Source organism: Haloglomus salinum, from assembly GCF_024298825.1.
Classification (GTDB): Archaea; Halobacteriota; Halobacteria; order Halobacteriales; family Haloarculaceae; genus Haloglomus; species Haloglomus salinum.
The window spans coordinates 1,983,396-2,009,218 of the sequence record NZ_CP101153.1 but is presented as its reverse complement, the minus strand read 5'-3'; the positions used below and the strand labels follow the sequence as shown (position 1 = coordinate 2,009,218).

24 protein-coding genes are annotated in these 25,823 nt (G+C 68.9%); 13 read left to right on the top strand and 11 right to left on the bottom strand.

The window, feature by feature from the left end; translation table 11 throughout:
* Positions 1 to 38 precede the first annotated feature (38 nt).
* Both NL115_RS09640 and NL115_RS09635 read right to left on the bottom strand, forming a co-directional pair.
* Positions 39 to 638 carry a DJ-1/PfpI family protein gene (locus NL115_RS09640; protein ID WP_254832969.1) on the bottom strand — a complete coding sequence of 200 codons (600 nt, stop codon included), beginning with the start codon at positions 636 to 638 and terminating at the stop codon, positions 39 to 41.
* Positions 639 to 779: 141 nt separating this feature from the next.
* Positions 780 to 2,033, bottom strand: coding sequence for an RNA-guided endonuclease InsQ/TnpB family protein (locus tag NL115_RS09635; RefSeq protein ID WP_254832968.1), 1,254 nt, complete (start codon positions 2,031 to 2,033; stop codon positions 780 to 782).
* 155 nt (positions 2,034 to 2,188) lie between these two features.
* On the opposite strand from NL115_RS09635, the gene NL115_RS09630 reads away from it, so the two are divergent.
* The 3 genes from NL115_RS09630 to NL115_RS09620 all read left to right on the top strand — a co-directional run bounded on the left by NL115_RS09630 (position 2,189) and on the right by NL115_RS09620 (position 6,345).
* Positions 2,189 to 3,310 (top strand): ORC1-type DNA replication protein, encoded by a 1,122-nt coding sequence (locus NL115_RS09630; protein WP_254832967.1) that lies wholly within the window; start codon positions 2,189 to 2,191, stop codon positions 3,308 to 3,310.
* A gap of 96 nt (positions 3,311 to 3,406) precedes the next feature.
* On the top strand, positions 3,407 to 4,321 hold the full coding sequence (gene mdh / locus NL115_RS09625) for a malate dehydrogenase (RefSeq protein WP_254832966.1): 915 nt from the start codon (positions 3,407 to 3,409) through the stop codon (positions 4,319 to 4,321).
* A gap of 122 nt (positions 4,322 to 4,443) precedes the next feature.
* Complete coding sequence (locus NL115_RS09620; protein WP_254832965.1) at positions 4,444 to 6,345, top strand: pentapeptide repeat-containing protein; 1,902 nt, start codon at positions 4,444 to 4,446, stop codon at positions 6,343 to 6,345.
* A gap of 62 nt (positions 6,346 to 6,407) precedes the next feature.
* Here NL115_RS09620 and NL115_RS09615 read toward each other — a convergent pair whose 3' ends face one another.
* Positions 6,408 to 6,659, bottom strand: coding sequence for a ferredoxin (locus NL115_RS09615; RefSeq protein WP_254832964.1), 252 nt, complete (start codon positions 6,657 to 6,659; stop codon positions 6,408 to 6,410).
* Positions 6,660 to 6,768: 109 nt separating this feature from the next.
* On the opposite strand from NL115_RS09615, the gene NL115_RS09610 reads away from it, so the two are divergent.
* On the top strand, positions 6,769 to 7,347 hold the full coding sequence (locus NL115_RS09610; protein WP_254832963.1) for a cysteine hydrolase family protein: 579 nt from the start codon (positions 6,769 to 6,771) through the stop codon (positions 7,345 to 7,347).
* A gap of 22 nt (positions 7,348 to 7,369) precedes the next feature.
* On the opposite strand, the gene NL115_RS09605 is transcribed toward NL115_RS09610, so the two are convergent.
* Positions 7,370 to 8,746: an aryl-sulfate sulfotransferase gene (locus NL115_RS09605; RefSeq protein ID WP_254832962.1), complete on the bottom strand. Its 1,377-nt coding sequence runs from the start codon at positions 8,744 to 8,746 to the stop codon at positions 7,370 to 7,372.
* Positions 8,747 to 8,877: 131 nt separating this feature from the next.
* On the opposite strand from NL115_RS09605, the gene NL115_RS09600 reads away from it, so the two are divergent.
* Entirely contained in the window at positions 8,878 to 9,501 is a 624-nt protein-coding gene (locus NL115_RS09600) for a GNAT family N-acetyltransferase (protein ID WP_254832961.1), read from the top strand.
* Positions 9,502 to 9,599: 98 nt separating this feature from the next.
* Complete coding sequence (locus NL115_RS09595; RefSeq protein WP_254832960.1) at positions 9,600 to 10,082, top strand: GNAT family N-acetyltransferase; 483 nt, start codon at positions 9,600 to 9,602, stop codon at positions 10,080 to 10,082.
* Position 10,083: 1 nt separating this feature from the next.
* Here NL115_RS09595 and NL115_RS09590 read toward each other — a convergent pair whose 3' ends face one another.
* Entirely contained in the window at positions 10,084 to 10,569 is a 486-nt protein-coding gene (locus NL115_RS09590) for a PaaI family thioesterase (RefSeq protein WP_254832959.1), read from the bottom strand.
* A 130-nt stretch (positions 10,570 to 10,699) separates the two neighbouring features.
* Here NL115_RS09590 and engB point away from each other — a divergent pair, with 130 nt between their 5' ends.
* Entirely contained in the window at positions 10,700 to 11,320 is a 621-nt protein-coding gene (engB, locus tag NL115_RS09585; RefSeq protein ID WP_254832958.1) for a GTP-binding protein EngB, read from the top strand.
* A 153-nt stretch (positions 11,321 to 11,473) separates the two neighbouring features.
* Here engB and NL115_RS09580 read toward each other — a convergent pair whose 3' ends face one another.
* A complete protein-coding gene (locus tag NL115_RS09580) occupies positions 11,474 to 12,382 on the bottom strand; it encodes a hypothetical protein (protein ID WP_254832957.1) in 909 nt (302 codons plus the stop codon).
* A 153-nt stretch (positions 12,383 to 12,535) separates the two neighbouring features.
* On the opposite strand from NL115_RS09580, the gene NL115_RS09575 reads away from it, so the two are divergent.
* Both NL115_RS09575 and NL115_RS09570 read left to right on the top strand, forming a co-directional pair.
* A complete protein-coding gene (locus NL115_RS09575) occupies positions 12,536 to 13,531 on the top strand; it encodes an ornithine cyclodeaminase family protein (protein WP_254832956.1) in 996 nt (331 codons plus the stop codon).
* A 73-nt stretch (positions 13,532 to 13,604) separates the two neighbouring features.
* Entirely contained in the window at positions 13,605 to 14,972 is a 1,368-nt protein-coding gene (locus NL115_RS09570) for a serpin family protein (RefSeq protein ID WP_254832955.1), read from the top strand.
* Positions 14,973 to 15,091: 119 nt separating this feature from the next.
* Here NL115_RS09570 and NL115_RS09565 read toward each other — a convergent pair whose 3' ends face one another.
* Together NL115_RS09565 and leuS are read right to left on the bottom strand one after the other, a co-directional pair.
* On the bottom strand, positions 15,092 to 16,960 hold the full coding sequence (locus NL115_RS09565; protein WP_254832954.1) for a cation:proton antiporter domain-containing protein: 1,869 nt from the start codon (positions 16,958 to 16,960) through the stop codon (positions 15,092 to 15,094).
* Positions 16,961 to 17,191: 231 nt separating this feature from the next.
* Positions 17,192 to 20,041 (bottom strand): leucine--tRNA ligase, encoded by a 2,850-nt coding sequence (gene leuS / locus NL115_RS09560; protein ID WP_254832953.1) that lies wholly within the window; start codon positions 20,039 to 20,041, stop codon positions 17,192 to 17,194.
* A 155-nt stretch (positions 20,042 to 20,196) separates the two neighbouring features.
* Here leuS and NL115_RS09555 point away from each other — a divergent pair, with 155 nt between their 5' ends.
* On the top strand, positions 20,197 to 21,582 hold the full coding sequence (locus NL115_RS09555; protein WP_254832952.1) for a DUF7282 domain-containing protein: 1,386 nt from the start codon (positions 20,197 to 20,199) through the stop codon (positions 21,580 to 21,582).
* 167 nt (positions 21,583 to 21,749) lie between these two features.
* On the opposite strand, the gene NL115_RS09550 is transcribed toward NL115_RS09555, so the two are convergent.
* Complete coding sequence (locus tag NL115_RS09550) at positions 21,750 to 22,340, bottom strand: hypothetical protein (RefSeq protein ID WP_254832951.1); 591 nt, start codon at positions 22,338 to 22,340, stop codon at positions 21,750 to 21,752.
* Between the two features lie 114 nt (positions 22,341 to 22,454).
* On the opposite strand from NL115_RS09550, the gene NL115_RS20605 reads away from it, so the two are divergent.
* Both NL115_RS20605 and NL115_RS09540 read left to right on the top strand, forming a co-directional pair.
* Complete coding sequence (locus NL115_RS20605; protein WP_286668316.1) at positions 22,455 to 23,843, top strand: DUF7282 domain-containing protein; 1,389 nt, start codon at positions 22,455 to 22,457, stop codon at positions 23,841 to 23,843.
* 33 nt (positions 23,844 to 23,876) lie between these two features.
* The gene (locus NL115_RS09540; RefSeq protein ID WP_254832949.1) at positions 23,877 to 24,353 is read left to right on the top strand and encodes a hypothetical protein; all 477 of its coding nucleotides are present in this window, start codon (positions 23,877 to 23,879) and stop codon (positions 24,351 to 24,353) included.
* Positions 24,354 to 24,422: 69 nt separating this feature from the next.
* On the opposite strand, the gene NL115_RS09535 is transcribed toward NL115_RS09540, so the two are convergent.
* Together NL115_RS09535 and NL115_RS09530 are read right to left on the bottom strand one after the other, a co-directional pair.
* Positions 24,423 to 24,866 carry a peroxiredoxin gene (locus NL115_RS09535; RefSeq protein WP_254832948.1) on the bottom strand — a complete coding sequence of 148 codons (444 nt, stop codon included), beginning with the start codon at positions 24,864 to 24,866 and terminating at the stop codon, positions 24,423 to 24,425.
* Between the two features lie 46 nt (positions 24,867 to 24,912).
* On the bottom strand, positions 24,913 to 25,359 hold the full coding sequence (locus NL115_RS09530) for a peroxiredoxin (protein ID WP_254832947.1): 447 nt from the start codon (positions 25,357 to 25,359) through the stop codon (positions 24,913 to 24,915).
* A gap of 283 nt (positions 25,360 to 25,642) precedes the next feature.
* Here NL115_RS09530 and NL115_RS20600 point away from each other — a divergent pair, with 283 nt between their 5' ends.
* A complete protein-coding gene (locus NL115_RS20600) occupies positions 25,643 to 25,774 on the top strand; it encodes a hypothetical protein (protein ID WP_286668312.1) in 132 nt (43 codons plus the stop codon).
* The last annotated feature ends 49 nt before the right edge of the window (positions 25,775 to 25,823 follow it).

Genomic DNA, 25,823 nt, shown 5'->3' with positions numbered 1-25,823 from the left:
GTGTACTCTCACTCCACGTGTTTACCGCGAGTACACACCTACGGCCGCACCACGTCGCCCTGTGGCGTGTACTCCATCTCCGTCGCCACCTGCCGGGCCACCTCGGACCCGAACTCGCGGTCCACGAGGTGGAAGGCGAGGTCCAGCCCGGAGGTGACACCCCCCGCGGTGACGACATCGCCGTCGTCGACGACGCGCGCGTCGACCACGGTGGCGTACTGGCGGAGGTCGTCGAGCGCGCTCGCGTGCGTGACCGCCGGTCGGCCGTCGAGGATGCCGGCGCGCGCGGCGAGCATCCCGCCGGTACAGACGCTCGCCACGGTGGCGCCGCCGTCGTGCATGGCAGCGATGCTGTCGGGGACGGCACCACGCTCGGCTTCGGTCCACGCCCCCGGCCGGTCGCGGTCGTTCCACCCCCCGCCCGGGACGACGAGCAGGTCGTCGCCGCCGAGCTGTGGGAGCGGGCCGTCGGGCTCGACGCGGAGCCCGTGGCTCGCGGTCACGACCGCCGCGTCGTCGATCTCGCGGAGGGAGACCTCGCAGTCAGCCCCGGCGCGGGCGGCGTTCGCGAACACCTCGAACGGCCCGACGGCGTCCATCTCGTCGAACCCGTCGTACAGGAGTATCGCGGCGTGCATACGCGGGCGAGGCGCTCGAAGGGCTTGAGCGTACCTCTCGGTGGACCTGACGGGTTCGGGCGGCCGCCCCCTCTCGACCGGAAACGGTCCTCTTCGTGTGCTCCGCGTCACACGCCGGAGGGAAGCGTCAACTACCCCACGCTAAGCGCCTTCGGCACTTTGCGGGTGGAGCTTGTCCGTGGACTCGACCTCCGACCCGTGAGGGTAGGCGGTAAATCCGCCATTCGGCGTCAGCGTCCCAGACTTCAGGGCGAGTTGACTGTCGCCCGTCCGCCGAGACGACTGTTGGCCCCGACGGACATACCGCATCCCGATGTTCTTCGCGGCGTTGTAATCCGCGTTCGCTTCCGACTCGCATTCCACGCATCGGAAGTCATTACGAGCCGGGCGGTTCTCGTCTGCCGTGAACCCGCACTCCGCGCACCGTTTCGAGGTGTATGCCGACCCCACCTGTTTTACCGCGATGCCTTCCGCTTCGGCTTTGTACGCCACTTGCTCGTAGAGCGTTCGGAACGCCCACTTGTGACCCCACGACGCTCCCGTTTGGTCGCGGATGTGGGTCAAGTCCTCGAACGCTATCACGTCGCACTCGTACCGGAGAGCTTCGTCTACGATGGCGTTCGACGCCCGGTGGAGGACGTCGCGGACGTATCGTAGCTCACGGCCACTCGACTGTTCGAGCGTCCGGTGAGCGCTTCGAGTGCCGGTCTGTTGGAGTCCAGCGCGTACCTTCTCGAACTCGCGGAGCTCGTGGGTCAACTCCCGCCCGCTGAAGAAGTAGGCGGTACTCGTGACGGCGAGGTTCTCGATACCGAGGTCCACCCCGAGGACCGTTCCGTCCTCGGCGGTGTTCCGTTCGGTATCCCTCTTGTGTCGGCGGAAGCCGATGTGCAGGAAGTAATCGCCACCACGGGCGGTGAGCGTGCTTTCCGTGACGCTCCACTTGTCGGAGTCCAAGTACTGCCGTTGGTAGCCATCGTCGGCGTCGGGCAGAGCAAGCTCACACCGGACGCGGCTCTCCGTGGTGGAGAGAGACACTGTGCCGTCATCGAACAGCGTCATACTCCGGGTGTCGTATTTTACTGTGGGTGCGGTGAACGTCGGTTTGCTGACCTTCTTCCCGTTGGCTCGGCGTTCGAGACAGCTGGTGATGGCCTGTGCGGCTTGGTGGGTGGCGAGAATCGCGTGCTGACTCCCGAGGTCGGTGTGTTCGCGCACGTCGTCGTAGGCGAGGGGCTGTACGTCGCTTTTCGCGTTGCACGTGCCCCACGCCATGTCGGTGGCGATCTGGCAACCACGCTTCCACTCGGAGATGGTGTCTTCGAGCAAGTCGCGTTGCTCGTCCGTGACTTCGAGACGAGTGATTGCCGTCCGACGCACGTAGTCGTCTGCCACAGTTTCAATGTGAACGTATGGCTACTTAAAATATTGTCTTGTCCAGATACGAACGCGCTCCTCCCTACTCGCTCCCGTTGGTCGCTCCTTGAGAAAGGGGACTCCGTGCCACCGATTAGTTGAAGTGGCCGCCCGACCGTGGTGAAAGTGAAATTATGGGCGACGAGGACATGCTCGGCTGGGACGAGTCCGTCTTCCGCGACGAGCACGTCTTCGAGTTCGACTACCTCCCGGAGACGTTCAAGCACCGGGACAGCCAGATGGAGACGCTGAAGTACGCGCTCCGTCCCGCCGTGCGTGGCTCGCGCCCGCTGAACGTGATGATGCGCGGGCCGCCGGGGACCGGGAAGACCACGGCGGTCTGGAAGCTGTTCGACGAACTCCAGGGGATGCCCGACGTGCGCGCGGTCCGCGTGAACTGCCAGGTGAACTCGACGCGCTATTCGGTGTTCTCCCAGCTGTTCGAGGGGATGTTCGACTACGAGCCGCCCACTTCGGGCATCTCGTTCAAGAAGCTGTTCAGCCAGATTACGGACCGGCTCGTCGAGGACGACGAGGTGCTGGTGGTCGCGCTGGACGACGTGAACTACCTGTTCTACGAGTCCGAGGCCTCCGAGACGCTGTACTCGCTCATCCGTGCCCACGAGGAGCACTCCGGGGCGAGGATCGGCGTCGTCGTCGTCTCCTCGGACCTCGACCTCGACGTCATCGACTCGCTGGACTCGCGGGTCCAGTCGGTGTTCCGCCCGGAGGAGGTCTACTTCCCGACCTACGACGAGGCCGAAATCGTCGACATCCTCCGCGAACGGGTGGACAAGGGCTTCCGCGAGGGCGTGGTCGGGCCACAGGTGCTCGACCGCGTCGCGGCGCTGACGGCCGACGCCGGGGGCGACCTGCGCGTGGGCATCGACCTGCTCCGGCGCGCCGGGATGACCGCCGAGATGCGCGGGTCGACGACCGTCGAGCGCGAGGACGTGGAGACAGCCTACGAGAAGGCCAAACACGTCCACCTCTCGCGGCACCTCCGCGGGCTCTCCGACTCCGAGGCGGACCTCCTTCGGGTGCTGGCCGACAACCAGGGCAAGCAGGCCGGCGAGGTGTACGAGGTGTTCGAGGCCGAGACGGGGCTGGGCTACACCCGCTACTCGGAGATACTCAAGAAGCTCGAACAGCTGGGGCTCGTCGAGGCCGAGTACGCCGACGTCGAGGGGCGGGGCCGCTCACGGGAGTTCTCGCTCGCCTACGACGCCGACGCGGTGCTGGACCGGCTGGAGTGAGCACCGCACCGCCCGCCCGGATTCCTCACGTTCGTCAGTGAACAACGGGAAAGAGCAATCCTTAACGGGTGAGGCCCACCCACACACGAACGACACATGACCAAAGTGAGCGTCATCGGCGCCGCCGGGACGGTCGGCGCGGCGGCGGGGTACAACATCGCGCTTCGGGACATCGCGGACGAACTCGTCTTCGTGGACATCCCGGACATGGAGGCGACCACCATCGGGCAGGCCGCCGACACCAACCACGGCATCGCCTACGACTCCAACACGACGGTCCGGCAGGGTGGCTACGAGGCGACCGAGGGCTCGGACGTGGTCGTCATCACGGCCGGCATCCCGCGCAAGGAGGGCCAGACCCGCATCGACCTCGCGGGCGACAACGCGCCCATCATGGACGACATCGGCTCCTCGCTGGCCGAGTACAACGACGACTTCGTCTCCATCACCACCTCGAACCCGGTGGACCTGCTGAACCGCCACCTGTACGAGTCGGGTGACCGCGACCGTCACAAGGTCATCGGCTTCGGCGGCCGCCTGGACTCGGCGCGCTTCCGCTACGTCCTCTCCGAGCGCTTCGACGCGCCCGTCCAGAACGTGGAGGCCACTATCCTGGGCGAGCACGGCGACGCGCAGGTGCCGGTCTTCTCGAAGGTCCGCGTCGACGGCACGGACCCCGACTTCAGCGACGACGAGAAGGAGGAGATCCTCGGCGACCTGCAGGAGTCCGCGATGGACGTCATCTCGCGCAAGGGCGCGACCGAGTGGGGCCCGGCGACGGGCGTTGCCCACATGGTCGAGGCCGTCATCCGCGACACGGGCGAGGTGCTGCCCGGCTCGCTCGTGCTGGACGGTGAGTACGGCTACGAGGACACCGCGTTCGGCGTCCCCGTCCGCCTGGGCTCGAACGGCATCGAGGAGGTCGTCGAGTGGGACCTCGACGACTACGAGGCCGACCTGATGGACGAGGCGGCAGAGAAGCTCTCCGAGCAGTACGACGAGATCGCGTAAGCGACGTCCCGACGGCATTCCCGTTCTCGCGGCATATTCGGACCGATTCCGACCGTCAGCGAGCATCGCGAACTCGTCTCGGTGACGAGATTTATCAGCCAGCGCGCTGGCACTCCCACACGATGGGCAGGTGTCGATTCTTCCAGTCGTCGGAGTGGACAGCACAGGTGACAGCGTTCCTCGACGGGCGACCCGTGCTGGAACTCCTCGAACGGCATCCGGCAGTCGACAACCCCTCGGACCGGCGGCAGAGCCTCGCCACGGAGCTCGACGTGTCACCGCCCGACATCGACACCGTCGATATCGAGCGGGTGCTCACCGCGGGCACGGACGTCCTCCCCACGACCGACGTGGTGGCGTGGTGGCGGGCGTGGATGGCGGCCGCGCCGGGACCCGACCCACCCGAGCGCTGTCCCCGGTCGGCGGTCGCGGACGAGCGCTGTGCCGTGCATCTCCCGCACGACCACGACGCCAAGCCCGCGTTGACCGACCGGTTCCTCGCGGACCTGTCGAGCGACGACGGCCCCCGGAGCTACCTCGGAGCCCGACTCGACGCGCTCGACATCCCGTACACGCGGCTCGAGGGACCGGACACCCGCCCGGTGGACCTTCGCCACGCGGTCGTCGACGGACCGGTCGACCTCACGCAGGGGGCCACGAGCCGACCCCTCCAGTTGACCGGGGCCCGGGTCGCGGCCCTCCGGCTACGGGGGACCGACCTCCAGCGCGTCGACGCCCGGTCGCTCGCGGTCAGCGGCGCCGTGGTGCTCGACGACGCGACGGCGACCGGGCGCCTCTCGTTCGACGGCGCCCGTATCGAGGGGCGGCTCAGTGCCACGGACGCGACCTTCCACGACGACGTCCTGTTCGAGGGGGCACGAATCGAGGGGGAGGCGACCTTCTGGAAGGCCGCGTTCCACGACCGCTGCCGGTTCACCGACTGCGAGTTCGCGGGCGACGCGACGTTCAAGCGGGCGACACTGGGCGGGCGCAAGACCGACTTCCGCGGTGCGACGTTCGGGGGGGCGGCGGATTTCCTCCAGACCGTCGTCGTCGATGATATCACGTTCCGGGGCGCGACGTTCCGCGACACCGCCGACATGTCAGAGTTCGAGGTCGGCGGTCGGTGTGACTTCAGCCGAGGCGAGTGGGCAGGCCGGGCGGCGATGATCGAGGCGACCTTCGGCGAGAAGGTGCTGTTCACGGACGCGACGTTCGACGAGGGGCTCCGGGCGCCGGAGCTGGTCGCGAGCGACCGGGCCCGGTTCGGTGCCACCGAGAGCGACGGCCCCGTCGACCTGTCCGACGCGGTCATCGAGGGGGGACGCATCCGGCAGCCGGCGACCGGCACGACGCTGTACGACCTCACGGGAGCGACCGTCGGGGCCGTGACGCTCCGTCAGCACGACCTCGAACCGGTCACGTCACTCGACGCCTACCGGTTCGTGAACACCACCTTCGACGGGTTCGACTTCGGGCGGCACACCGAGGCACTCGCCGGAGGCTGGGATATCCACTCGTTCGCGGGGGCGGTCGAGCGACCGGGAGTCAACGACCTCGTGGACACGTACCTCAAGGCCAAGAACGGGGCCGAGGCCGTCGGCGACAGCACGGCCGGTGCGGAGTTCTTCCTGCGCGAGATGCGGAACCGCCGCCGGAGTGCGTGGCGGACCGTCCGCGATGGCGAGGACGCGGCGACGCGCCTCCGTGCCCTCGGGAGCGGCCTGTCGAACCTGGCACTCGACCTGACAGTCGGCTACGGCGAGCGACCGCAGCGAACGGTCGGCCTCTCGGTGGCCGTCGTCGTCCTCTACGCGGGCGTGTTCGCGCTCTTCCGGGCGGCCGAGACCCTGACGGGCGACCTGTTGCTGAGCTTCCAGTCGTTCGTGGCCTTCGTCGTCGGCGAGTTGCCGAAGACGCCGACCCCCGTCGAGGTACGGGCGCTGGCCGCGTCGGAAGCCTTCCTGGGAGCGTTCTGCATCGCACTGTTCGTCTTCGCGCTCACCCGCTCCGTCCACCGGTAACGCGGCTGGCGGCCGCCGGGTGAGGAGGTGGTCTGCGGGAGCCGGCTGCGGAACGAGGCGGTCTACGGGACGATGCGGTTCCCCTCGTCGTCGTACACCTCGATGGCCTCGACGGGGCAGGCCCGGGCGGCGAACTTCGCATCCAGTTCGGCCTCCTCGGGCACCTCGCGGACGAAGACATCCGGGTCGTCCTCGCTCGGCTCGGCGTCGGCGAGAACGGCCTTTCCGGCGCTCTCGTCCTTCTCGAAGGCGTCCCACTCCGCGACGCACTGGAACATCCCGATGCAGGTGTCCCGGTCGTACTCGATGCGCATACGGCGGCTTCGGCGGGTGTCGTGATATGCGTGACGACGGGCCCACGCCGGCGAGCCGACGGCCGAACCCCGGACAACGGTTTTCTCCCGCGCGGTCCAACGGCCGCGTATGCCAGCGACACTCGACAGCGATTCGGCGGCGGTCGTCGTCGTGGACATGCAGAACGGCTTCTGCAAGCCCGACGGCGCGCTGTACGCGCCCGGCAGCGAGGCCGTCATCGAGCCCGTCGTCGACCTCGTCGAGCGCGCTCGCGACGCGGGCGCGCAGGTCGTCTACACCCGCGACGTCCACCCGCCGGGCCAGTTCGACGGGAACCACTACTACGACGAGTTCGAGCGCTGGGGCGAGCACGTCGTGGCGGGCTCCTGGGAGGCCGAACTCGTCGACGAACTCGACGTTCGCGACGATGACCTCGTCGTCGAGAAGCACACGTACGACGCCTTCCACGAGACGCAGCTGGACGGCTGGCTCTCGGCGCGGGGCGTCGATGACCTCGCCGTCTGCGGAACCCTCGCGAACGTCTGTGTACTCCACACCGCGGGCTCGGCGGGGCTGCGCGACTACCGGCCCGTCCTCGTCGAGGACGCCATCGGCGCTATCGAGGAGGACCACCGCGAGTACGCGCTCGAACACGCTGACTGGCTGTTCGGCGAGGTCGAACAGCAGGACGACGTGACGTTCGCGTGAGCCCGGGCGGGCGTCCGGATACTCACCACCGCCGACGGAGCCACGCCGGGCCGAACCGCGACCAGTGGAGTTCCAGGGCCCCGAGTGTGCCCAGCGCGCCGAGGCCGACCCCGGCGACCGCGAGGTCCGCGACAGTCATCCAGGCAGGAGCGACGTAGAGCAGCCCGTTGACGACGGGGCCCCGGAGGAAGGCGACGAGCCACGCGAGCCCGGTCTTCGACTCTCGTGGTGGGTCGGCGCCGTCGACCGTTCCGGTGCCGTTCCGGAGCACCACCCTGCTCCGCCCGGTCGCGCTCTCGTCGCCGGTGCCGAGTCGCTCGGCCTCGTACGGCGTCGAGACGGTCACCTGCCAGACGGTCCGGTCGCGCTCGTCCAGTTCGAGGACCCGGTTCCCCTGCGAGTCGGTCACCAGCGTGTGGCCGCCAGGGAGCCGGTCGGCGTCGCGGGGCCAGCGGAGTCGGCCGTCGCTCCACGCCCAGGACTCGTGCCACCGGCCGTCCGCCCGCTGGTACTCGACGACGCGGTTGTTCTCCGAGTCCGCGACGAGGACGGTCGGACCACCCTGCTCCGCGGGGATGTAGTCCGGGTTGTGCTGTTCGTACAGCACGTCGTACGAGTCCTCGGCGCCGAGCGTCCAGTTCCGGTCGACGCCATCGCCCGGGTCGATGAACACCACGCGGTCGTTGTTGCGCAGGCTCGCCATGACCCGGCCGTCCGGAAGCGCCTCCACGTCGTTGATATGTGTCCAGTCGCCGGCCTGCCCGCCCGCGTCACGGTCGATGTCCCCTTCGGCGGTCCACGTCCACTCCCGCTCCCCGGTCCGGGTGTTCAGGACGAACGCCCGGTCCTGCGCGATATCGGCGACGAGGAGCCGGTGCTCGCCGACCCGGTCCACGTCGTGCCAGATGTCCCACGCCGTGACGGCCGTGTGAACGCGCTCGGTCAGGCCCGTCGTCAGGTTCGTCCGTTCGACGACGACCTCGGCACAGCCGTCCTCGAACGCCCGGTCGGACCGCGCCGCGAGGCGGTCGGGACACGTCTCGTACCGCGACCCGGCGACGTACAGCACCGTCCGCGACCCCGGGGGGTCCGGGTCCACGTCGAAGTAGTTGCCGTACGTGTCGTCGTGGTACAGCGGCCGGCCGTCGGCGGCAAAGGCGAGGATGGCGGCCCGTCCGTCGCTGCCGCCGGGTGGGTCGGTCGTGATGACCGTCGCGCCGTCGCGGTCGGCGGCGACGGGCTCGTGCTCGGCGAGCGACCGGTCGGTCGCGTTCGCCGCCACTGCGGCGGCGTCCGGCGGCGTCGCCAGCCAGCTGGAGACGAGCAGCGCGCCGGCCACGAGGACGACGAGGACCAGAACGAGCCGGACGCCGTTCCGTCCGGGGGCAGGGCGTCTCATCACGGGGCACCCCTCATCGTGCGTCGGCAACACCCCGCCGGGTAAATGGGTGGTGGAGCACAGTGACGAGCCGTCGTGTCCTCGCGGTCGACCCCCCACGATTGAAGCCACCGGCGAACGCCGTCGTCCACGTGAGCGAGAACGGCGCCGAGCCCCGGGACCCGACGGACGGCACCGACGCAGGTGCCGCAGGGAGCGACCGCATCAGGCTCCGCCGTTTCGACCCCTCGCGCGACGACCCCGCCGACCTCCACGCCCTCCACGAGCGGGCACTTCGGGACGCCGGCACCGACGCCGACGACGTGCCCGGCACCGACGACCTCGACGCCATCCCGGCGACGTACCTCGACGGCGGAGAGTTCCTCGTCGGCGAGGCGGACGGGGCGGCGCCGTCAGGCATCGTCGCGATGGGTGGGTTCCGCCCGGCGAGCGACCTCCCGCCGGGCGGCCACGAGGGGTTCACGGGCGGCGAGGCCGACCCCGCCGCGGCCGTCGAACTGTTCCGCATCGCCGTCGCGCCCGAAGTGCAGGGGCACGGGCTCGGGGCCGCCGTGCTTGACGAACTGGAGCACCGCGCCGCCGACGCGGGGTTCGACTGGGCCGTGCTGACCACCGCGGCCCGCCAGCGCGCCGGGGTCGAACTCTACCGGTCGCGGGGGTACGAGGAGGTCGGCCGGCTGCAGGAGGGCGAGTACGAACTCGTCAGATTCGAGAAGTCCATAACGGATATCCGAAACGGCAAAAAGCAGATATGATTCCATTATCGATATCGTATCCACTCTATCTGGAGCGTTCAGCCATTACGTTGCCGGTAGCCGGTGCTCTGAAACCGTTACGGGAACAGGGACCCGGCATGAGCGACGCCCGCCACATCCGTCGAGCCACTTCCGCCGATGCGGGGCGGGTCCGGGCCGTCTACGAGCGCGCGATGCGGGATGCGGATGCCTACCTCGCGGCCGCGGACCACTCGGACCTCGACGCTCCGACCGAGGCGTACGCCGACGGCGCGTTCCTCGTCGGCGAGGCCGACGGCGAGGTGGTCGCGGTGGGCGGCCTCCGGCCGGTCGAGCCAGGCCAGGACGATGGCCTGTCCGCGGTCGAGATGACGCGGGTCGCCGTGCTGCCCGCGCAGCAGGGACTGGGACACGGCCGGGCCATCGTCCGGGCGCTGGAGGATATCGCCCGCGAGCGCGGTGCCGAGCGCGTCGTGCTGGAGACGGGCGAGGAACAGTACGCGGCACAGGGGCTGTACGAGTCGTTGGGCTACGAGCGGGTCGAGCGGGTGTCGTACGCGGCGGGGCAGATCGTCGGAGTCAGGTACGCGACGCGCCTGTGACCTACTCGCCCTCGCCCCCGTCCTCGCGCTCGGAGTTGAACAGCCGGTACGCGCCCGTCCCCGCGGCGACCGGTTTCTGCCCCTCGCCGGGCACCTCGCTGACGACCTCGATGTAGGAGACGCCGACCGACCCACCGGCGCGGATGGGTTCGGCGGTCGCCACGAGGTCCCCGCCGGCCCGCCGGAGGTAGTTGACGTTGAGGTTGATGGTGGCGATGCCGTCGTTGACGGGGTCGGCCAGATACGGCCGGAGCGCGATGCCGCCGGTCGTATCGACGAGCGTGGAGGCGACGCCGCCCTGCACCGTCGGCGGCTCGGTCGGATTGGTGAGTTTCTCGTCGAACGGGATGCGCCCGACGAGCCGGTCGGCGGTGAACTCCTCGACGGTGAACCCGAGCCACGACAGGAACTCGTGCTGGTTCTCCAGGTACTCGGTGATCATCGCTGCCGCGTCCTCGGGCATCTCGTGGGCCGGCTCGTCGGGCATTGGCGACTCCGTATGTGGGTCCGTGGCATGTAGGCTGTGGTTCGAGCGAGCGGACAGTTCTCCCGGTACGCGCCGCAGCCTCGTACCTCGACCCGCACGCCTTATCCCCACAAGCCCACTGCCTCTGTACATGTTCGAGACACGCCCGGACCGCGACGCCGAGGTGGCCCTCCTCGGGCGGTCGAACGTGGGCAAGTCCACGCTGATGCGCGAGATAACGGGCCACAAGTTCGACACCGGCGGGAAACCGGGGGTCACGCGGGAGCCGAACCACTACGACTGGGCCTCGGAGGATTTCGTCGTGACGGACCTGCCCGGCTTCGGGTTCATGGCGGGCGTCGACGAAGGGCGCCGCGAGAACATCAAGACCGACATCGTCCGCTATCTGGAGCAGTACGCCGAGCAGATACTCGCCGGCGTCGTCGTCCTCGACGGGAAGGCCGCGGTCGACATCATCGACCGCCACTCCGGCCCCGAGGAGATCCCCCACACGGTCGAGCTGTTCTCGTTCCTGCAGGAACTCGACATCCCCGCGGTGCTGGCGGTCAACAAGATGGACAAGGTCGACGACCGCGACGAGCGCCTCGACGACATCGCCGACCGCTTCGGACTCTACCCACCGTGGCAGCAGTGGGAGGAGGAGACCATCGCCCCCATCGTCGCGAAACAGGGCCGCATCGAGCCCCTGAACCAGGCCGTCCGGCACCACCTCCACGCGGCGAAGCGCGACGACCTGTTCAAGTTCTTCTAACGCACCTTTTTTCGCCTCGGGTTCGCCGGCTCCGCCGGCGAACCGCTCGGCCAAAAAATCTGCACCAAAAAAGCCGCTCCTCGCTCCCTACGGTCGCTCGCGCGGATGCGATACATCGCATCGGGTAGCTGCGCTCTCGTTCCCTCGGCACGTTCACCCCGCCAGTCGCGGGTTCGGGACGTTCCCGCGGCTGTTCCGGCTCCCGTTCAGCGCCGCCCGGTACCAGGGCGGGCGCGACACGTCGCCCACCGGCTCGCGGTAGACGACCGAGCGGGAGACCCGGACCGGCTCCCCGCCGCGCAGGCGCCCCTCGTACGACAGGTCGAGCGAACGGACGACGCCGCGCTCGGTCACGGTCGCCCGGAGCGAGACGTTCCGCGGCTCGCTGACGCCAGTCGCCGCGGCGAAGGTCATGGGGTCACGCAGGCGCTCGCCGACGAGGGTGTACGTCGTCGGGGCTGTGTCGCCGCCGGCCGTCCGGTCGGCGACGCGGGTCGACACACCCGCGAAGACGGCGTAGTGGTCGCGCCAGGGGATCGGCCGGCGGAGCGTGCTGTAGAAGCCGGCACCGCCGTTGTACGTCTCCGGGCCGAGGTAGCGGTAGCTGCTCATCCCGTCGCGCTCGAGCCGCTCGAACAGGACCGACTCGTTTGCCCAGACGGTCACCGTGGTCGTGGCGCCGTTGGTGAGGAAGCCGGTGTTACCGGCGACGGTGATGCGCGAGCGGAAGCGCCCGGGCACCGCGGCGGTGGTCTGGTCGGCGCGGGCGTGGACGGAGCCGTTCCGGTAGCGAACGGTCCAGTTCGAGTGGAAGCGGTAGCGGTCCCCGAGCGCGTTGGCGTGCGCGTTCGCCAGCGTCAGCGGGTCGGTCACCCCACGGGCCGTGAGCCCGGGCGCGAGTCGCTCGACCGGAGTCGCCGTCTCCGGAACGGCAACCGGTGTCAACGTCTCCGTCCGGTCGCTCGCGCCGCCGTCCCCACTCCCGGTCCCGCCTCCGGGAACCGCGCTGCAGCCCGCGAGAACGAGCAGACAGGCGAGCGCGACGGCCCCGAGCCGATGCATGTCCCGTGGTTCGGACGCACGGAGCATACGGGTTCCGGCGGCCGCCGCGACGGCTACCCGACCGTCGGCCAACCGGCTCCGACCAGCACGGCCGGCTCCCGACCCGACGATGGGAGGGGAACAGCGAAGTGGGGGAAGCAAGAATTGCCGCCCATGCAGACGCTCCTCCTGAACCCGTCCGACGTGCGCGAGAACGCGCAGATGCCGGACGTGATTCGGGCCGTCGAGGAGGCCTTCGGCGCCTACCAGCGCGGCGACACGCAGATGCCCGCCAAGAGCTACATCGACCTCCCCCGGTACAACGGGGACTTCCGGTCGATGCCGGCGTACATGGATGCGGGCGACTGGGACGCGGCCGGCATCAAGTGGGTCAACGTCCACACGGACAACGTCGAGCAGTACGACCTGCCCACCGTCCTCGGGACGATGGTCTACTCGGACCCGCGCAACGCCTTCCCGCTCGGGCTGATGGACGGGACCACCCTCACCCGACTCCGGACGGGCGCGGCCGCCGCGGTCGCCACCGACCACCTCGCCATCGAGGACGCCACCTCGCTCGGCATCGTCGGCGCCGGGGTGCAGTCCTACACCCAGCTGGAGGGTATCGCCTGCGTCCGCGACATCGAGGAGGTCGTCGTCGCGGACGTGCGCGAGGAGGCAGTCGCCGCCTTCGTCGAGCGCTACGAGGACGAGTACGACGTGCGCGGGGGGAGTATCGAGGAGGCCGCGGCGTGCGATGTGCTCTCGACGGTGACGCCCGTCGAGGAGCCCATCGTCCCGCGGGGGGCGCTGGGTGAGCGTACCCACGTCAACGCCATGGGCGCCGACGCGCCCGGCAAGCACGAACACGGGGACGAGACACTGCTCGATGCCAAGCTCGTCATCGACGACTACGAGCAGTGCACCCACTCGGGCGAGATAAACGTCCCCTGGGGCGAGGGGCTACTGGGCGACGACGACCTCTACGGGGAACTCGGCGAGATCGTCACCGGCGAGAAACCCGGCCGCGAACCCGGCGACGGCGTCACGCTGTTCGATTCCACGGGACTGGCCATCCAGGACGTGGCGACCGCACACGTCGTCTACGAGCACGCCGACGACAACGACAACGGCTACCCGTTCGAGCTGGTGGACACGCGGGTTCGATAGGACGGGGGAGCCGTACCGGTTACACCCGTGCAAAACGCGGGCGCTCTTCTCCGCTCGTGCCGACGGGCCGGCCATGCGCGAGCGTCTCGACCCGGATGTCGACCTGACCCGCCGCCGCGCCGTCGGCCTCGCGGGACTGGGGCTCGCCAGTGTGCTCGGCGTCGACACCTTCCGTGGCGCCGGCGGCGCCGAGGTGAGCGGTCCCGACGGCAGGCCGGACACCAGCGACGAGGCCGTCGACGCGTACGCCCGTGGCTGCACCGCCTTCGGGCTGGACCTCCTCTCGGAACTCCCCGACGGAGCGCCGAACGCGATGGTCTCCCCGCTCGGCCTGTCGAGCGCGCTGGCGATGACGTGGGCGGGCGCCCGCGGCGAGACCGAACGCCGGATGGCCGAGACGTGTCACTTCCCGCTCGAGCAGGGCCGCCTGCATCCCGCCGTCGGCGCCCTCCAGCACGACCTCGACGGCCGCGGCCGGGGTGTTCAGCACCGGGAGTTCCCGCAGCTGTGGAACGTCAACCGGTTCTCGCTGGGGCTGGCGAACGCGTTCTGGGGACAGACGGGTTATCCCTTCGCCGACGCGTTCCGCGGGACACTGGCCGAGAACTACGGCGCTGACCTCCGCGAGGTGGACTTCGAGTCGTCGCCGGACGCCGCCCGCCGGCGCATCAACGACTGGGGGAAACGCGCCTCGGACGGCCGGGTAGACGAACTCCTCGGTCCGGACGCCGTCACCGAGCTCACCAGATTTGCGCTCACCAACGCCGTCGCGCTGCGCGCCGACTGGCAGCAGTCGTTCGACCCCGACGACACCGAGCGCGGCGAGTTCACCCGACCGGGCGGCTCGACCGTCGACGTGCCGCTGATGCACCAGGAGGGGCAGTTCACGCTCCTCCGGGAGTACCCCGACGACTCCGAGGCGGGCGTCGGCTACCGGGCCGTCGAACTCCCGTACGTCGGCGGCGACCTGAGCATGGTGCTGGTCGTCCCGGAGCGCGAACGGTCGCTCGCAGAGCTGGAGGCAGCGATCGACGGCGGGTGGCTGCAGTCACGATTCGACGAGTTCGACGAGCGCGACCCCGGGAAGGCGTCGGTGACGATGCCGAAGTTCACCTTCGCCAACGAGTTCGAGCTGAACGGCCCGCTGAAGCGGCTGGGGATGACGACGGCGTTCGACCGCGCCGCCGCTGATTTCGGCGGGATGACGGACCCGCCGAGCGCCGCCGATGGTCTCCATCTCAGCCACGTCCTGCAGGACACCTACGTCGCGGTCGACGAGGAGGGGACCGTCGCGGTCGCCATCTCCGCGAGTCTCGGTGACCAGGTGTCGGGCCACCCGTCCATCACCCTCGACCGGCCGTTCCTGTTCTGCATCCGCGACCGGCCGACCGACGCCGTGCTGTTCCTCGGCCGGGTGACGGACCCGACCGTGAAGCCGTGATATAATCTATATCGGCCACAATTAGAGGATGAATGTGCCATATTATGTTGCATAGCACGCCATTATCTTTCAACAGTCGAGTTCGAATCTCAAGGCACTGCGTCCGCGCTCACCTGCCATCAGCTGGTACAGTAGTCGATGGCCTCCCGGACGGCCGACCGCCGGCCGATGAACGTCAGGTGGTCGCCCAGCTCGATGGTGTCGTCGGCCTCGGGGAGTCGGTTGGTCTCGTCGCGACTGATGAGCGCCAGGTGGCACCCCTCGGGGAGCTCCTCACCCAGCGTCGCGACCGTTTTCCCGGCGTGGTCCTCGGAGGTGACCTCGACCTCCTGGACGTCGCCGTCGCGGTCGAGTTCGGTCATCCACTTCGAGATGCCCGGCCGTTCGATGACGTTGTCCATCGACCACGCGACCGACATCGAGGTGGAGATGGCCTCGACGTCCAGGTCCTCGAACGCGTCGAGGTTGGACGGCTCGTTCACGCGGGCGACGACCGTCTCGATGTCGTACGTGTTCTTCGCGAGCTGCCCGATGAGGAGGTTCACGTCGTCGTCCTGGGTCGACGCCGCGACGATGCGAGCGTTCCCGACGCCGGCCCGCTCCAGCACCTCCTGCCGTGTCCCGTCGCCCTTGTGGACGGTGAATCCCCTCTCCCTGAGCCGCTCGCATTCCTGCTCGTCCCGCTCGATGAGGACGACCTCCTCGCCGCGCTCCTCGAGCCGCTGTGCGAGTTCGCGACCGACCCGGCCGCCGCCGATGATGATGGCACGCATTGGTATCACGTCGAGCGCCTGCGCGATGTGACGGGCCAGGCCGCCTTCAATCACGACGGTGGCGAAGATGACGAGGAAGACGGTGCCGACGAGCGTCGTCGCCGCCGTCTGGTTCGTCGCCTGGAGTTCCAGTGCGAAGAGGGTCGCGACGCTGGCCGGGATGATTCCCCGCGGACCCAGCGCGCTGATGAACAGCCGTTCGGGGGTCGTCAGCCGGCCGCCGCCGGTGCTGAGCAGCACCCCCAGCGGCCGGACGATGACCGCGATGACGACGACGGCGACGATTCCGCCGACGCCCAGCGAGAGCAGGTCCCGCAGCGAGAGCAGCGACGCGAGCGTGATGAACACGAACGCGATGACCAGCAACGAGACGTCGCCCTTGAACTGCTCGATGGTGTCTCGATAGGGGATGTCCGTGTTGCCGAGCACGAACCCGCCGGTCGCGACCGCCGCGATGCCGGCTTCGGAGGCGCCGAACCGCGCGCCCAGCACCTCCGCGACGCCGTACATCGCCAGCGACGAGACCAGCACCATGAGCCGCGCGTTCTGCGGAGCGTTCTCCACCGCCTGCGTGCCGTGCCGGAGGACGTACCACAGGCCTGCGGCGATGGTCCCGCCGACGGCGATGCCGAGGCCGAACCGGAGCGCGAACTCGCCGACGAGCGCCAGGGGCCCCTGCGACCCGAGGAGGACGTACTCGAAGGTGACGATGGCCAGGATGGCGGCCGTGACGTCGTTGACGACCCCCTCGGTCTCGAGCGTCGAGGCCACCCGCTCGCGGACGGGAACGACGTTCATGATGGGCGTGATGACCGTCGGGCCCGTCGCGATGAGCAGCGACCCGATGAGAATGGCCACGTCCCACGGCGCGCCCAGCGCGTACCGGACGACGACGGCCGTGCCGACCAGCGAGACGAACGCGCCGAGCGTGACCAGCAGGAGCGTCTCCCGCTGGGCTCCCCTGAGCCGCTCGATTCGCAGGTGGAACGCCCCCTCGAACACGATGATGGCGACGCTCAGTCCGACGATGGCCTGGAGGGTCTCCCCGAAGACCGACGGGGTGATGACGCCGAGTCCCTCCGGCCCGACGAGGACGCCCGCCAGGATGAGGAACACCACGCTCGGTACCTGCAACCGGTCCGCGAGGACCTGCGAGGCGACGCCCAACCCCATTATCGTCACGACGACGCTGATGAGTTCGATGGCGGCGCTCATCTCCTCCCACCCCGGGCGGGCGAGCGCCGGACATGTGTCGTGCGTGCCATCATCGGTTACGAGGGAATCGTCCGACGGTCTCTGATGGGACACCGCTCCGCGTTCGGTCGCGGGGTAGGGGTGTGTGCCTAATCAACATTCGTCTCCGGAAGCCTGTCGACCGGCCGGGGCGGACGTCGGAGCGGCCGCGCGGCGACGGACGAGTGACCGACCGTCCGGACCCGTGCACCGTCACTCGATGTGGATAGCCGGGCGGAACGGCACCGCGTCACCGGCCTTGTCGCCGGGGTCCTCGGGGTCGGCGCCCTCGTCGAGAACGCGCACGTCGGCGTCGAACTCGCGCTCGTAGAAGTCGACGGCGTCGGCGTACACGTCGGCCTCGTCTGCCGCCTCCAGGATGGCGAGCCGGTCCTCGTCGGCCTCGCGGACGAACTCGACCAGCTCCTGCACCAGCTGGTTCACCTCGTTCCCGCGCTCGCGCAGGTCCGGGTCCGACATGACCTCTGACATCACCGCGCCGACATCGGGACCGGTTTCCACGACCTGCTCGAACACGGAGCGCTTCCAGTCCGCGGCGGTGTAGACGCGCACGACCTCGGGGTCCGTGCCGGTCACGTCGACGATGTCGTTGATGTCGTCGGTGAGCGACTCGACCAGCGACTCGCGGACCTCGACAGTCGGGTCCTCGCGGGCCTCGTCCACGTCGGGCCAGCCGGCGGTCTCGGCCGATTCACCGGCGAGCTTCTCGTGCAGTTCGTTCGTCAGGTACGGCGTGAACGGTGCCAGCAGGCGGAGGCGCTGGCTCAGGACGTGCCGGAGCGTCCAGCGCGCTCCCTCGCGGTCCATGTCCGCGCGGCGGCGGTACCAGCGCAGGTGCTCCTCCATCGCGTAGAAGGCGGCCTGGCTCGCGGTCCGGGTCTCGAAGCCCTCCAGGGCCTCGGTCGAGTCGCGGATGACGCCCTGCAGTTTTGAGAGGAGCCACTCGTCGATGGGTCGCAGGTCGGGCTGGTTGTCGGGGGCCTCTTGCTCGATGACCTCCGTCGCGCGGTTGTAGAACCGGCGCAGTTGCCCGTGGGCCGAGGAGACGGCCTCGTCGCGCCAGTCGTAGTCCTGCCACGGCTCCGCGGAGTTCAGCAGGAAGAACCGGACGGTGTCGGCCCCGTACTCGTCGATGGCCTCGCCGGGCAGGACCACGTGGCCCTTCGAGGAGGACATCTTCTGGCCCTCAAGCAGGCCCATCCCCATGATGGTGATACCCTCCGGCCAGTTGCGTTCGTCGAACAGCTCGGCGTGGTGGTAGAGGTAGAACGTCAGGTGGTTCGAGATGAGGTCGTTCGCGGAGACGCGGTAGTCGACCGGGTACCAGTGGTCCCACTCCTCGCGCAGGTCCAGGGCCCGCTCGTCGGGCTCGTCGGCGGCGTCGGCGCCGTAGAACAGCGTGTCGAAGAACTGCTGGTCCATCTCCTCGGGCGGGATGTCGTCCAGCCGGTGGGCGATGGTGTAGTAGGCCATGTAGATGGTCGAGTCGCTCAGCGGCTCGATGACGAAGTCCTCGTCCCACGGCAGGCGCGTGCCCAGCCCGTAGTTGCGGATGCAGGGCCACTCGTTCAGCCAGTCGACGGTGTGCGTGTACTGCTCGCGCGTGTTCTCCGGGATGGCGTCGAGGTCCTCGACGAGGCGTTTGGTCTTCGCCTTCCAGTCCTCGTCGTTGTAGCGCAGGAACCAGGTCTCCTGTTTGGCCACCTCGACGTCGCCGCCACAGCGACAGACGACCTCCTCGGTGAACTCCTGCATCGAGCCGAACGCCCCGCGGTCCTTGTAGTCGTCGCGGAACCGCTCGCGTACGTCCTCGACGGTCTCGCCGGCGTATTCGCCGTACGCGTCGATGAGCTTGCCCTGGTGGAACTCCCGGTTGTACAGCTCCTGGGTGGCCTCCTCCAGCGCGGGGTCCTCCTGGCTGGACACGTCGTACTCCTCGACGGCGTCGCGGGCGGGAATCTCGCCGTACCCCTCGATGGTGAGGATGGGGATGGGTTCGATGGCCCGGACCTCGTCCGGGTCGATGCCGTACTGGGTCATCTCGTCGGCGCGCTCCTTGGCCTCCTGCAGGGCGATGTAGTCGTCCGGCGAGTGCGCCGGGACGCTCATCACGACGCCCGTCGCGTTGTCCGTGTCGACGAACGACGCGGGCAGGATGACGACCTCGTCCTCGGTGATGGGGTTGGTGACGCGCTCGCCGACCAGTTCGGCGCCGCCCAGTTCCTCCACGACCTCGACCTCGTGGTCCTGCAGGCGCAGCTTCTCGGCGGCCTGCGCCGAGACGACCCACTCCTCGCCGTCGACCTCGGCGCGGACGTACTCCCCGTCCGGGTCGACGAAGGCGTTGGTGACTCCGCGCACCGTCTCCGGGCGCAGGGTCGCCATCGGCAGGATGGTGCCGTCACTGTCCTCGAATCGAACGAGCGTGTACTCCTGGAACTCGGCCTCCTCGCCCTCCAGCAGGTCGTGCGTGGTGACGGGGTTGCTCTCGTTGGTGCAGTACTTGACCGGGTGGAGACCCTTCTCCAGCAGGCCACGCTCCTTCAGGGTGCGGTACTGCCAGGTGATGAACTTCGAGTAGCGTTCGTCGTTGGTGGTGAACTCACGGCGCCAGTCGACCGAGAGCCCCAGTTGCTGCATCCCCTTCTTGTAGTGCTCCTCGATGAAGTAGCGGGCGAAGCCCATCGGCGTCTCCAGGTCCTGTAAGGTGTCCTCGGGGACGTTGTACGTGTCACGCAGGACCGAGAGCTGTTCCTCCTCGCCCTTCTTCAGCCGCTCGACGGCGCCGATGATGGGGGTCCCCGTGACGTGCCACGCGATGGGGAACAGGACGTTGTCACCCTGCAGCCGCCGGTAGCGGGCGTACACGTCCGGGACCGTGTACGTGCGGGCGTGCCCGACGTGCATCCCGCCCGAGGGGTACGGGTACGGGACGGTGATGAACGTCGCGTCCCCGTCGTCGTCCGGGTCGGCCTCGTAGTAGCCCTCCTGGCGCCACCGGTCGCGCCACCGGGCCTCGATACTGGCGGGGTCGTAGCTCATACCCAGAGTGCGTGGGGCGGGGCCTAAATACTCGTCTCATCCGCGCCACCATTGCCCACACGGCAGGGGTCGAGGGCACGCTGTCCCGGAGGCCGAAATAAAGAGCCGAATAAATAGCCTGAAACTGTAGTCCAATCGTGGTCATTGTTCGTCGTATGCGAACTGACCAGGTTGGAGCGGTGCTGCTCGTTGCGACAGTCGTACTGTCAGCGATGACCACCGGTGCGATCGCCGGGACGATGCGGACCGGCGACCTCGGCGACGTGGCGGCGGTCGACGCGACACCGAGCGACCCGAACGACGCCGAGTCGACACACACGATCGTGGTCCCGCTCGGGAGTGCTGCGGAGAGCCCCGGCTCGCCGTTCCGTGATGTGGTCGTCGATTACTCCGTCGGGTCGCCGACAGCCGATGTCTCGAACGTGGGAGCGGGGACCATCGAACGGATCGGCATCGACCGCGGCGGCGACGACCCCGGAACCCGCATCGACGTGCGTGCGAACGTCACGACAGTCAGCGGGAAGAAGGATGGATCGGCGCTCCGTATCGCCACCGCTGGCGACCACACCCTACAGCAGGGTGACGAGGTGGTCGTCGTGCTCCGTCCGGTGCAGAACCCGCAGAACGCCGGGACCGCGAAGGTCACGACTACCATCAACAGTCAGAACGCCGCGGATGTCGCCAACGGGAGCGTGACCTACGAGTACAACGGCGCGAACGTGACGTTCGAGAACCAGTCCACGACCGGCGAGACGGTCACCGTCTCGTCGGTGACGCTCTCGGAAGGTGGATTCGTCGCCGTCCAGAACAGCAGTGGCACCAGCGCCGACGCGATTCGCGGCTCCTCGACCTATCTCTCCGCCGGGACCCACGAGGACGTGAGCGTCCAGCTCGACCCGGTCATCGAGAACGATACCGAGCTCGTCGCGCAGGCGTACACGGATGCCAACGGCGATCGCCGGTTCGAGTACGACGTCTCCGGCGGCGAGGAGGACTTCCCGTACCGCAACCGGGACGGGAACCTGAACGGGAGCCACTCGGCGCAGGTGACACACGAGGCAGGTGACACCTCGACGGCCACGCCGACGCCCACTGCGACGCCGACCGACGAGGACATGACCGCGACGCCGACGCCTACTGCGACACCGACCGACGAGGACATGACCGCGACGCCGACGCCCACCGCGACGCCGACCGACGACAGCGGTGACGACGGTGAGATAACTCCGACCCCGACTGCCAGCGACGACGGGGATGCCTGGGAGAGCGGCACGCTCGTCACCCCGTCACCGACCGACACTGACCAGAGGGGTATGAGCACCCCGACTACGACGCCGACCCCCGTGATGGACGAGACCGCGACCGCGACTGCGACTACGACGGCTACACCCACCGCTGCCGACGACATGGGCGGGACCAGCACGGGCGGCAGTGACGAGACGCCGGGCGGCACTGAGACCGGCGGTCAGGCCGGGTTCGGTCTCGTCGTGGCCCTCGTTGCACTGGCTGGGGCGGCCCTGCTCGTGCGACGGTCAGCCTGAGGTCTGGATCGACCCGCCGCTCGCTGAACCTCTTCTTCCGCTGCTCGCACAATCGTAGCAGCGCCTGCTGGTCTCCTATTCTCTGTTCTGATGACGGCGTGTCATCGAACATCTCCTGTGCGTGGCTGGGTAACGAGCCGGGATCTCGTTGTCCGGTGAGTACCCATTCAGTAGTACGTACTCCAGCGACTCCGACTCGGCTCCGTCTTCATGTGGTACCAGAGGAAGGCGGCGCCGTAGGCGACGGCGAGCGTGGTCGCGACGTGGTAGAACGCTCGAATCGGGGCCTCGGGGACGCCCACCGCCTGACTCAGGAGCGCGTTCGCTGCGCCGACGGTCACGAGTTCCACGGCCTGCAGGACCACCGGGAGCGTGACCAGCAGCGAGAGGGCGATGAGGCGCCGGCGGTGCGTCTTCGGCGTATCGTCCCCGCGGAGCGTCCAGAGCATCCCCAGCGGGAACGCGGCGGTCGCGAGCAGCGTCGGCGCACCGCTGCCGACCGTGGACACGAACGGTGCGGCGGTCACGGCGGCGCTGGCGGCCTCGGCGATGGGGACGCCGGCGGCGTCGAGTAGCATACCGACGTAGAACGCGGTGACCCCCCAGACCGCGCCGGCCACGATACGAACCCACACTGTCACGGCCCACCGCCAGGCGGTGTCGATGGCAACCGAGAATCGGGACCGTTCGGGGACCATCTCGTCGGCACCGTCCGCGCGCCGGTACCGAGCGTCGTCCGGAGCACGTCGTTCGTTCACGGCCGTACGGACGGGATTTCGGCCCATCACGCTACTGCCGGCTCTACCCACCGTTTCAAGTGTCGAACAGTTCGCCACAGAACGTATCAACGGCAGCGACTGTCCGTGTTGTGTATGAACACGACCAATGTGGGAGCGGTGCTGCTCGCCGTGGTCGTCGTCCTCGGGGCGACGGCCGGGGCTTCTGCAGGCACGGCACGAACCGGCGAACTCGGGTCGGTCGCGACGGTGGACGCGACACCGAGCGACCCGAACGAGGCAGAATCGACCCACGCCGTCGTCGTGCCGCTGGGCGCCGACGCCGAGAGTCCCGGCACGGCGTTCAGCGACGTGGTGGTGGACTACGCGGTCGGGCAACCGGAGGCTGACGTCTCCAATGTCGGCGCCGGGACCATCGAGCGCATCGGCATCGACCGCGGCGGCGACGACCGGGGCACCCGCGTTGACGTCCGGGCGAACGTGACGACAGTCAGCGGGAAGCGAGACGGGGGTGCGGTCCGCATCGCCACGAGCGGGGCACTCACGCTCCAGCAGGGTGACGAGGTGGTAGTCGTCCTGCGGCCGGTCCAGAACCCACAGGACGCCGGCAGCGCCGAGGTCGAGGTCACGGTCAACAGTCAGGGCGTCAACGACACCGCCACGGGAACGGTCACCTACGAGTACAACGACGCCAGCGTCGCGTTCGCGAACCAGTCGACGACCGGGGAGACGGTCACCGTCTCGTCGGTGACACTCTCGGAGGCCGGCTTCGTCGCCGTCCAGAACGCCAGCGGTGCCCGGCCGGACGAGGTCCGTGGGCACTCCGACTACCTCCCGGCCGGCACCCACGAGGACGTGACCGTCCGGCTGGAGACGCCGGTCGAACGCGACCGCGAACTCGTCGCGCAGGCGTACACGGACGCCAACGCCAACCGCCGCTTCGAGTACGATGTCTCCGGCGGCGAGGAGGACTTCCCCTACCGGACCCGCGACGGGAACCTGATGGGAACCGACACCGCGCAGGTGAGCCACACGACGGACAGCGGGGGCGACACCGGGACCCCCACGCCGACGGCAACGCCATCGGACGGCAGCGGCGATGAGTCGACGCCGACAGCCACCCCGACGCCGACGCCCACCCCGGTCGACGGCGGTGACGGGGGCGACGACACCGCGACCCCCACGCCGCCCGAGGAGACCCGGACCGGGACCGACGACGGCGACGGGACGCCGACCACGGCCACCCCCACGTCGACCGACCGTACGGGCGCCGGCACCCCGACCGCGGCGCCGACGCCCGTGACCGACGGAACCGCCACGCCGACGGCGGTGAGCACCGGCACGGCGACGGCCTCGCCGACCCCGTTCGAGACGACGAGTCCGACCACCTCGCCGACCGTGGCGGACACGCCGACCGAACCGCCGGCGGACGGGACAGAGACCGGGGGACAGCCCGGCTTCGGTACCATCGCGACCCTCGTCGCGCTGGTCGGCGCTGCACTGCTCGCGCGCCGGGCGGCGTAACGCTCAAGCTCGGGGCGCCGCTCGCCCAGCTCGATGGGCTCGTTCGCTCGTGACGTGGCTGCCCGCCTCCGCGAGCGACTCGCCACGGACCGTCCCGTACTCGACTGGGCCACGGAACACCACGTCGCCGGGACGCCGGTCGACGTGGCCGGTTCGGGGGACGACCTGCTCGTCGCGGTCGAACTGGAGTGGCGCCGTGCGGACCCCTCGGACAACGCGGCCAAACTGTTCCGGCATCTCTCGGAGGGAGCCATCGACGCCGACCGCGTGGTCGTCGTCCACCTGTTCACACGCTACTACGACCTCGCCAGTGGGGGCGTCTCCGCGAAGCGGAAGAACGCGGAGTTCGTCGGGAACGTGGCCGCGAACACGCTAGACGGGCTCTCCTACCATCCGGTCACGGTGGACCTCGACCCCCCGAAGCGGGGCGGCGAGCGACCGGACGGCTGGCAGGCGGCGGTCGACGAGGTCGCAGTAGTCGCCGGAGAGCTAACCAACGAGGCAAATTAGTTCTGAAACCCCAGACATGAATGTAGAAAGTATTACGTTCTCAGAAAGACCGTGGATTTTTCGAGACCGTTACGCCGCCAGTTCCGTCGCGTCTTCGAGTACCTCCTGTGCGTGGCCGGCGGGGTCGGCCAGTTCGGGGTCGTACGCCGCGACGACCTCGCCGTCGTTCAGGAGGAAGGTGACGCGGTCGGTGTAACCCTCGTCCGTGTCGACGCCGAACGCGGCGGCCACCTCGCCCTCGGGGTCGGCCAGGAGTTCGAAGGTGACACCCTCCTCTTCGGCGAAGTCGGCGTGGCTCTCCACGTCGTCCATCGAGACGCCGTAGACGGAGACGCCGGCGTCCTCGAACGCAGGGAGGTGCTCCTCGAAGTCGTTGGCCTCGATGGTGCAGCCACCCGTGAAGTCCTTCGGATAGAAGTAGACGACCGTCGGCCCGGAGAAGTCGAGGGTGACGGTGTCGCCGTGCTGGTTGGGTGCGCTGACCTCGGGTGCTGCGTCGCCGGATTCGAGCATGGCCTCCGCTTCGGTCGGGGATGGGATACCGGTTTGGGTCGGTCCGCTACAGGTCGACGACGCCGTCGTCCAGCAGGTCGAGCAGGAGGTCGCGGGCGTGGCCATCCGGGTCGACGCCCTCGTAGACACGTTCGACCTCGCCGTCGACGACGACGAACGTGGTCCGCTTCGCGCGGCCGGTGATGCGGGGGACACCGAACGCCTCGCACACGTCCTCCTCGGGGTCGGCCAGCAGGTCGAAGGCGACACCCTCGGCCTCGGCGAAGTCGGCGTGACTCTCCACGTCGTCGGTGGAGACGCCGTACACCGTCACGCCGGCGTCGGCGTAGCTCTCGGCCTCGGTCGTGAACTGCTGGGCCTCGACCGTGCAGCCGGGCGTCTCGTCCTCGGGGTAGAAGTAGACGACCGTCACGCCCGCCCACTCGGGAGTGACGGGCTCGCCGTGCTGGTTGGGCGCACTCACGTCAGGTGCCGGGTCGCCCGGTTCGAGCATGCACGGCGGTTCCCCCGCACGCGGCATACGACTGCCGGTCTCGTCCGTCGGTCCGGCTCGCCACGAGCGGACGCGTGCCCGGTTCGTGGCCCCGGATTCCGTGGGTCGTCCAGTCCTCCTGCTCGAAGCGACCGGGAACCGGACGAGCGTCGAGGGAGAACCGATTTTACTATTCCATAATTCACCCTTAGCCAAATATTCCAACCCGTACGAATACTTCTAGAGCATATTAACACCATTATGCCCAAGGCTTATGGATATCGCTCGATGTTCGTCGAGTGTAATGTCCGCGTCATTGCCCCCATCGGGTCCGTCGGCGAGTTACGCGCCGTGCTACGAGTGCAACGAGGGTACGCTGGTCTGGGACCACGAGGCCCAGGAGAGCCGCTGCTCGGTCTGCAACGAGGGGATCTGACCAGGCTCAGCCCGCGTCTCCATCCAGCCATACCTGCATCGGGCGGGCG

Excerpts from the sequence above, each read along its gene's own strand:
- NL115_RS09640 (WP_254832969.1), bottom strand. The coding sequence starts at position 638 with ATGCACGCCGCGATACTCCTGTACGACGGGTTCGACGAGATGGACGCC.
- NL115_RS09630 (WP_254832967.1), top strand. The coding sequence starts at position 2,189 with ATGGGCGACGAGGACATGCTCGGCTGGGACGAGTCCGTCTTCCGCGAC.
- mdh (WP_254832966.1), top strand. The coding sequence starts at position 3,407 with ATGACCAAAGTGAGCGTCATCGGCGCCGCCGGGACGGTCGGCGCGGCG.
- NL115_RS09620 (WP_254832965.1), top strand. The coding sequence starts at position 4,444 with ATGGGCAGGTGTCGATTCTTCCAGTCGTCGGAGTGGACAGCACAGGTG.
- NL115_RS09615 (WP_254832964.1), bottom strand. The coding sequence starts at position 6,659 with ATGCGCATCGAGTACGACCGGGACACCTGCATCGGGATGTTCCAGTGC.
- NL115_RS09610 (WP_254832963.1), top strand. The coding sequence starts at position 6,769 with ATGCCAGCGACACTCGACAGCGATTCGGCGGCGGTCGTCGTCGTGGAC.
- NL115_RS09605 (WP_254832962.1), bottom strand. The coding sequence starts at position 8,746 with ATGAGACGCCCTGCCCCCGGACGGAACGGCGTCCGGCTCGTTCTGGTC.
- NL115_RS09595 (WP_254832960.1), top strand. The coding sequence starts at position 9,600 with ATGAGCGACGCCCGCCACATCCGTCGAGCCACTTCCGCCGATGCGGGG.
- NL115_RS09590 (WP_254832959.1), bottom strand. The coding sequence starts at position 10,569 with ATGCCCGACGAGCCGGCCCACGAGATGCCCGAGGACGCGGCAGCGATG.
- engB (WP_254832958.1), top strand. The coding sequence starts at position 10,700 with ATGTTCGAGACACGCCCGGACCGCGACGCCGAGGTGGCCCTCCTCGGG.
- NL115_RS09580 (WP_254832957.1), bottom strand. The coding sequence starts at position 12,382 with ATGCATCGGCTCGGGGCCGTCGCGCTCGCCTGTCTGCTCGTTCTCGCG.
- NL115_RS09575 (WP_254832956.1), top strand. The coding sequence starts at position 12,536 with ATGCAGACGCTCCTCCTGAACCCGTCCGACGTGCGCGAGAACGCGCAG.
- NL115_RS09570 (WP_254832955.1), top strand. The coding sequence starts at position 13,605 with ATGCGCGAGCGTCTCGACCCGGATGTCGACCTGACCCGCCGCCGCGCC.
- NL115_RS09565 (WP_254832954.1), bottom strand. The coding sequence starts at position 16,960 with ATGAGCGCCGCCATCGAACTCATCAGCGTCGTCGTGACGATAATGGGG.
- leuS (WP_254832953.1), bottom strand. The coding sequence starts at position 20,041 with ATGAGCTACGACCCCGCCAGTATCGAGGCCCGGTGGCGCGACCGGTGG.
- NL115_RS09555 (WP_254832952.1), top strand. The coding sequence starts at position 20,197 with ATGCGAACTGACCAGGTTGGAGCGGTGCTGCTCGTTGCGACAGTCGTA.
- NL115_RS20605 (WP_286668316.1), top strand. The coding sequence starts at position 22,455 with ATGAACACGACCAATGTGGGAGCGGTGCTGCTCGCCGTGGTCGTCGTC.
- NL115_RS09540 (WP_254832949.1), top strand. The coding sequence starts at position 23,877 with ATGGGCTCGTTCGCTCGTGACGTGGCTGCCCGCCTCCGCGAGCGACTC.
- NL115_RS09535 (WP_254832948.1), bottom strand. The coding sequence starts at position 24,866 with ATGCTCGAATCCGGCGACGCAGCACCCGAGGTCAGCGCACCCAACCAG.
- NL115_RS09530 (WP_254832947.1), bottom strand. The coding sequence starts at position 25,359 with ATGCTCGAACCGGGCGACCCGGCACCTGACGTGAGTGCGCCCAACCAG.
- NL115_RS20600 (WP_286668312.1), top strand. The coding sequence starts at position 25,643 with ATGTCCGCGTCATTGCCCCCATCGGGTCCGTCGGCGAGTTACGCGCCG.